The sequence below is a fragment of the Mixta tenebrionis genome (assembly GCF_006517625.1).
Taxonomy (GTDB): Bacteria; Pseudomonadota; Gammaproteobacteria; order Enterobacterales; family Enterobacteriaceae; genus Mixta; species Mixta tenebrionis.
Window position 1 is genome coordinate 1 of sequence record NZ_VHQI01000025.1, and the last position, 6652, is coordinate 6652.

Below are 6652 nucleotides of genomic sequence, written 5' to 3' on the forward strand. Positions count from 1 at the left end.
CCATATCTTTTTGATGGTAAAAATGCTGGTTAAGATTTTTTTCATCTTCATACCCCATCAATGTTAACGAACTGACTGTTCGTGGCAGGATTGAAAGGAAAAGAGATCCTACTCCGAAGCGGATCACAAACAGTCTGTTTAACCAATTGATAGAATTGAATTATTTTTGTTGTTCGTCATATCGTTTAAATCGGTCGATAAAAAACAAATAATATCTATCGATTACATCAATTAAAACACCGCTCAATAATTCGAATTTAATCGTCAAAATCTATTAATTGTAAGTTATCGATCTTTTATATCAATTAATGGATGGTGGTGGTGAGCGACAGATCGGCGCAGTTAGCGTAGTTCGAAGAGGTAAGGAATGAAGCAGCACATAAGAAACAATGTGCTGCTACTAAACAACTACCGATTGCTAAACGCCAGAATGGAAAACGTATATTTTTTATTAATCTCGTTTAAATACTAGCTGATAGTCATATTTATCGAAATCAATGTGGTGTGAAAATCATGGTTGTAAATCGTTCTTCCACGAACTTAGTACATCAAATCCACCGTCATATATTCTTCCATCAAATGGTAAATTAAATTTTTTGATTAGACTACCATCCTGACCTAAATCTGCAGAAGTCTCTTTATCGATCAAAATCTCATCTATTTTATCAAACCATTCTAATGTTAATTTCCGTCCCATCATTCACCTCAAATATATCTTTTAACATTTCGACCTTTAACAGCAGGTTTTAACTGCTCACCTGTTTTATAATCTACAGACCCTAAATGTTCACCATCACTCGCCCTGTATTCCTCAAGCTCACCGTGCTGAGAATCCCATTCGTAAATCCTCCTACCTTTAGCATCAACCCAGCGCTCTCTTAGTCCACCGCCACCTTGTCAAGGCGCAGCTTGCCGCCGGTCGCTTCAACGTAGCGTTTGAGCGTGGAAAGCTTCAGGTCGCGCCCAGGTTTTTCCATTCCTGCAACGGTAGGTTGCCTGACGCCCAGCGCCTGCGCCATTTCAACCTGTGTTTTCTGTACTTTCTCACGCAGTTCAGCAAGGTGAATGTTGAGCAGGATATCCACCGCCATCGTCTGAGCTTCGACCACGACTTCAGGTTTTTCATCCGCAATAAGCTTTTCCAGCGTTCTGCCCATCGCATTGCTCCTTTTCTTTTAATGTGTTCAACCCGTTCGTGAATTCCCGGTCTGCGACCGGGAGCATCACATCGTAAAAACGTTTTTCATTGCCAACCTTATTTTCGGCACAAAGCATAATGTCAGTACCAACCGGAGCAAAAGCGAAAAACGCCCGTATCGCATCACCCTGGCTCTTAATACGCAACTCTTTCATGTTGCTGTAGCGGGAACCACTGATCGTATCAGCATAACGCCTGGATAACCCCGGCTCCTTTTCCCGCAGGACCAACAGCGCTGCCAGCACGTTGACCCGATCGATATCATTGAGCAAGGTAAACCAGTTATCAAACGTATCTGTTGTTTTGATTGTCCACACGGGAACCCATTAATACAGGTTAAATGCTATAAAGGTGATTATGCCGCGATGGAATAAAGGATCTATGCATCGTTACTGCAATACTGAAGACGCATTCGGGTATTTCAGTGAAGAATATGTATAGCGTTCACTGTGTTACGGCCTGGGTCGAAAAATCAGCTCCGGCGTTATTGTGATGTGGGAAGTAGCCTTAACTGCAACGCAGACCGATATGTTCAAAAGTATTGTTGATAACGGGACGGCCAGCCTGCAATCAGGCCGTTTAAGGTTATGAAACATTGGGGCCGCCCGAAGGCGATGTATGGTCGGGGAGAAGGTCAGCAGGTTAGCAAAAGTTGACCGAAATATGGAAAATCATGCTTTATATCAATCGCTGATTTGACTTACTTTGTCCGGTTTAGCTTGAATGGAAACGGGAAAGTTTATGCAGAACAGCATTTGCTGGCGTTAACTCCGGATACCGCAGCGACAATATCCGGAGAAAGCGTTAATTTAGCGCGGAGAATTAAATCGTTCCGTCCCAGGAATCGACTTTTTCACGTTTGGCTTCTTCTTCATCAAACCAGCGGGAAGTTACGCATTTAGATTCGGTGTAGAAGCGCACGCCATCCTTGCCGAGACAGTGCAGATCGCCAAAGAACGACTGCTTATGGCCTGAGAAAGGAAATACGCCAACCGGAACCGGGATGCCTACGTTGATGCCAACCATACCGCCGTGGGTACGTTTCTGGAATTCGCGGGCATAGTAGCCGCTTTGAGTAAAAATAACCGAACCGTTGGCAAAGGGGTTTTCATTCATCAGACGCAGCCCCTCTTCAAACGATGCGACCCGCTTGAAGCACAGCACCGGCCCGAAAATTTCTTCGGTGCCCACGCTCATCTCTTCGGTGACGTGATCGAGGATAGTTGGCCCGACATAAAAGCCCTGCTCATAGCCCGGCACGCTGATGTTACGGCCATCAAGCACCACTTTAGCCCCTTCTTCGATGCCCTTATTGATCCAATTAATGACCGACTGTTTGTGATCTCTGGAGATCACCGGCCCCATATCGGTATCGCGCAGGTAGCCCGGACCGATTTTCAACTGCTTAGCTTTTTCCACCACGGCGGCAATCAGCTTATCGGCAATATTATCCTGTACCACCACCACCGGCAGCGCCATGCAGCGCTCGCCCGCGCAGCCAAAGGCAGCGTTAATGATCCCGGCAGCAGTACGGTTAATGGGGGCATCATCCAGCACCAGCGCATGGTTTTTCGCCTCGCACAGCGCCTGTACGCGTTTGCCATGCGCTGCGGCTTTAGAGTAAACATGCAAACCGACGGAGGTCGAACCGACGAAAGAGACGCCGCTTATATCGGGATGCGTCAGCAGCAGATCCGCTTCATTACGTGAGCAGGTCACAATGTTGATCACGCCATCCGGCACTCCCGCCTCCTGGTAAAGCCGGGCAATTTCCATACAGGTCATCGGCGTCATACTGGCGGCTTTAATGACCAGCGTGTTGCCTGACGCGATACAGAGCGGCGCCATCCAGCCCATCGGGATCATTGCCGGGAAGTTAAACGGCACGATGCCGGCAAACACGCCGATCGGCTCGCGATAAAGATTGGTATCAATGCCAACGGAGGCATCCATCAGATTTTCACCCGCCATTAAGGTTGGGATCGCGCAGGCCAGCTCGGTTCCTTCTTTCGCCTTGAGGACGTCGCCATGAGCATCGCCCCAGGCTTTGCCGTTTTCTCTCGCTACCAGTTCAGTCAGACGCTCTTCATGTTGCATCAGCAGCTCACGCACGCGATACATAATCTGCGCACGTTTAATCGCCGGGGTATTTGACCAGGCCGGAAAGGCTTTTTTAGCGGCTTCGATAGCATCCAGCACTTCTTTTTCAGTGCAGCACGGCGCTTTTGCCATAACTTCGCCGGTACCTGGGTTGTATACGTCCATATAGCGCTCGGTTTTAGAATCGCGCCATTGCCCACCTACCAAATATTGCAACTTTTCGATGCCAGCCATACTTTTCTCCATGATCTTACTGATAGTGACAGGCTTAAAGGACCTGTAGCGTTTAAAACTGGTGAACCCCTACTTCACTTTCATTGGTTCTCTTTTGCCGCCCGCTGCGCCGAAGGTTCGGCGTCCGTCAAGACTGCCTGGTTTCTCTCCCGGCAGCGAACGATGACAAAAATTATCCGCCCTGGACGCGCTGCGCGCCGGCGGGGATATGCCACGTCTTGTTATGGCAATTATTTTCCATAAATAAAATAAATGAAATATTTAATTCATTTTGCGAGACAGATCAAATATAAAGAAATCAGCGCTAAGTTTTGCGGGCCAGAACGGCGCTTTTTTTATCCGCAAAAATGCCTGACCTTAAAAACACTTTAAAATCAAAAGATTAATATTAATCTAAGTGCGTTTCGCAGACTGGATCCCAGCGGAAAAGCTTAAAAACGGCAGGCAGAACAGGAAATCTTCAGCGCGTGGCTGAAATTTTCCGGCAGCAGAGAGATGAAAATCAGCGTTTAAAAAGGGCCAATAATGGTTGAAAAATTCAACAGCAAGCTGCGGCAAGAGACGGCTATAGCCTACCGCTCCCGGTCTTTTTGCCGCAAAACCCGACAGGATCCCACTCCGCCGCTGTCGGCGGGCGATTCGTCGGCTCTGTCGCTAAATACGCTTTGTCGCCCCGACGGCTCACGCCGTTGACTGACGCCACTCGCTATCAGCGTCTATACTCAGCGCTATGTTTAAAAAATGTTATGGAGGCATCATGGAAAGTCAAAGCGAGGTTTACACCCGTCCAGAACCGATTGTGGAGCTGCCGGAAGCGGTATTTAACCGACTGCGCGGCGAAATTACGCCACAGCCGGTCAACGAGGCGGTACGTCTCTCTACCGTTGATGCCGAAGGCTGGCCGCATGCCGCCCAGCTTAGCCTGGGTGAGGTGTTTGCTGTCGATCGCCAGACGCTGCGCGTGGCGCTGTGGCCTGATTCGCATACCAGCGAAAATTTGCGTCGCGATGGCCGCCTCTCCGTGGCGCTGGCCTACGATAAAGGCATTATTGAGATGCGCGGACGCGCAATTCAGATCGCCGAAAATGAAACCGATCTGAAGCTGGCGGTGTTTGAAATCGATATCGGCAATATTATGGTGCACCGCTCCGACTATGCAGAGGTCGCGACCGGCGTAACCTTTAAACTGCACGATCCGGAGAAGGTGGCAGCGCGCTGGAAGGCGCAGCGTCATGCGCTGTCTTCGCTGTAACTTTCTTTAATTGCTGCTCCCGCCAGGTTGTCGCAGGCATTCAGGGAGCAGCCGGTTTCAGCTATGAGGTTTTTACCTGCTCCGCCGCGGCGCTTTTCTCCACGGAAGCACGGTATTTTTGTAGCCACTTGCCGCTGGCCAGACGTTGCCAGAAGCAGACGCCGCGCACCAGCCAGTCGAGGAACATCCCCAGCCAGACGCCGACCACTCCCATTCCCAGCATGATGCCCAATACGTAGCCTGCCACCACGCGCGCTCCCCACATGCTCAGCATCGAAACGTACATGGTATAACGCGCATCGCGCGCGCCTTTCAGCCCGGCGGGCAGCACCCAGGAGGCGGCCCAGATCGGCATACAGGCGGCATTCAGCCAGACCAGCTTTTTCACCACTTCAATAACGTCTGCCTCATGGGTATAGAAACGCGCCAGCAGCCCGGCAAACGGCACCGAAAGAAAGGCCAGCATGCAAAGGCCGAAGGTGGACAGCCAGAAAATATGCTTCAGCTGAAGCGTTGCCTGCGTCACCTGATTTTTGCCGAGGCGCGTGCCGACGATGATGGTTGAAGCGGAGCCCAGGGCGTTGCCCGGCAGGTTAATCAGCGAGGCGATAGAAAAGGCGATAAAGTTGCCAGCGATTTCGCTGGTGCCCATCCCGGCGACGAATACCTGCGTCAGCAGTTTACCGCCGTTAAACAGCACTGATTCGATGCTGGCCGGTACGCCGATGCCCAGCACCTCCATCAGGATTTTGCTGTTCCAGCGGCTAAAGTAGCTGCGTAGCGGAATACGCAGCGCCGGGTTAAAGCCTACCATTAAGACAATAATCACGCTGATGGCGCCGATATAACGCGTTATCGTCAGCCCCAGCCCGGCGCCGATAAAGCCCAGCCCTTCCCAGGAGAAACAGCCGTAAATCAGCACGCCGCTGATAATAATATTCAGGATATTCATGCCGCCGTTAATCAGCATCGGGATTTTAGTATTTCCCGCGCCGCGCAACGCGCCGCTGCCGATCAGCGCTATCGCCGCCGCCGGATAGCTCCAGGCCGAGGTTTGCAGGTAGCTGAGCGCCAGCTCTTTCACTTCGGGGCTGGCGCTGCCGGCAATCACGTCGATGATTACATGACCATAGAACTCAATCACGCCCACCAGCAGCAGCGAAAGCACGGTCATTAATCCCAGCGACTGGCGCGCAGCGGCACGGGCACGCTCGCCGTCACGCTTGCCGAGACTGAAGGCGACCACCACCGTGGTGCCGAGATCGACCGCGGCGAAAAAGGAGATCACCACCATGTTGAAGCTGTCGGCCAGCCCGACGCCCGCCATCGCCTCTTTGCCCAGCCAGCTCACCAGGAAGGTGCTGAGCACGCCCATCAGCAGCACGCAGAGGTTTTCAATAAAGATCGGTATCGCCAGCGGCGTGATTTCATGCCAGAACAGCACCCGGTAAGAACGCCGTTTTGGATACCACGCCGTGCCTTCAATGGCGTGCCGCAGTTTGACGAGTAAAGTTTGCAAAATCGACTCGATGACAATAATAAAGGTGAGAATAATGATGATGGGCAATGGTTAGCGATTATGCAAAATCTTTCCGGGACGGTTTAACGCTTTATTACAACTTCGTTTTTTTACCGTCGTCATGCTCGATCGCCCTTGCCGCAAGCATATAATACGCCAATTATTGCCGCAGGCCATTACAACAATAGACGAAGGAAGCGACATTTTCAGGCCGCTTCTGCCGATTAATCCGGCAAACTGATTACGCTTTCCACAATCGATCCTGCAGGCGGCAAAAGGGCTTTGACATGGCCGCAGAAATCCGTAATATGCGCCCCGTTCACACAATTCCTCTGTAGTTCAGTCGGTA

At 50.8% G+C, this 6652-nt stretch carries 6 protein-coding genes and 1 pseudogene; 1 reads left to right on the plus strand and 6 read right to left on the minus strand.

The window, feature by feature from the left end:
* Window positions 1–511: 511 nt before the first annotated feature.
* The 5 genes and pseudogenes from FKM52_RS21105 to FKM52_RS21125 all read right to left on the minus strand — a co-directional run bounded on the left by FKM52_RS21105 (window position 512) and on the right by FKM52_RS21125 (window position 3532).
* A complete protein-coding gene (locus tag FKM52_RS21105; RefSeq protein WP_246085567.1) occupies window positions 512–700 on the minus strand; it encodes a colicin E3-like toxin immunity protein in 189 nt (62 codons plus the stop codon).
* 5 nt (window positions 701–705) lie between these two features.
* Window positions 706–897, minus strand: a pseudogene (locus tag FKM52_RS21110) (colicin E3/pyocin S6 family cytotoxin); the annotation flags it as partial.
* A complete protein-coding gene (locus FKM52_RS21115; protein WP_141178072.1) occupies window positions 879–1157 on the minus strand; it encodes a helix-turn-helix domain-containing protein in 279 nt (92 codons plus the stop codon). The gene FKM52_RS21115 and the pseudogene FKM52_RS21110, both read right to left, overlap by 19 nt.
* Window positions 1123–1515 (minus strand): type II toxin-antitoxin system RelE/ParE family toxin, encoded by a 393-nt coding sequence (locus tag FKM52_RS21120; protein WP_141178073.1) that lies wholly within the window; start codon window positions 1513–1515, stop codon window positions 1123–1125. The genes FKM52_RS21115 and FKM52_RS21120 overlap by 35 nt, the downstream gene beginning before the upstream one ends.
* A gap of 505 nt (window positions 1516–2020) precedes the next feature.
* Window positions 2021–3532, minus strand: a complete 1512-nt coding sequence (locus FKM52_RS21125) for a CoA-acylating methylmalonate-semialdehyde dehydrogenase (RefSeq protein WP_141178074.1) — start codon at window positions 3530–3532, stop codon at window positions 2021–2023.
* 757 nt (window positions 3533–4289) lie between these two features.
* Between FKM52_RS21125 and FKM52_RS21130 the strand changes: the two genes are divergently transcribed.
* Window positions 4290–4784 carry a pyridoxamine 5'-phosphate oxidase family protein gene (locus FKM52_RS21130; protein ID WP_181407964.1) on the plus strand — a complete coding sequence of 165 codons (495 nt, stop codon included), beginning with the start codon at window positions 4290–4292 and terminating at the stop codon, window positions 4782–4784.
* Window positions 4785–4845: 61 nt separating this feature from the next.
* Here FKM52_RS21130 and FKM52_RS21135 read toward each other — a convergent pair whose 3' ends face one another.
* Window positions 4846–6303, minus strand: coding sequence for an EmmdR/YeeO family multidrug/toxin efflux MATE transporter (locus FKM52_RS21135; RefSeq protein ID WP_141178076.1), 1458 nt, complete (start codon window positions 6301–6303; stop codon window positions 4846–4848).
* Window positions 6304–6652: the final 349 nt, after the last annotated feature.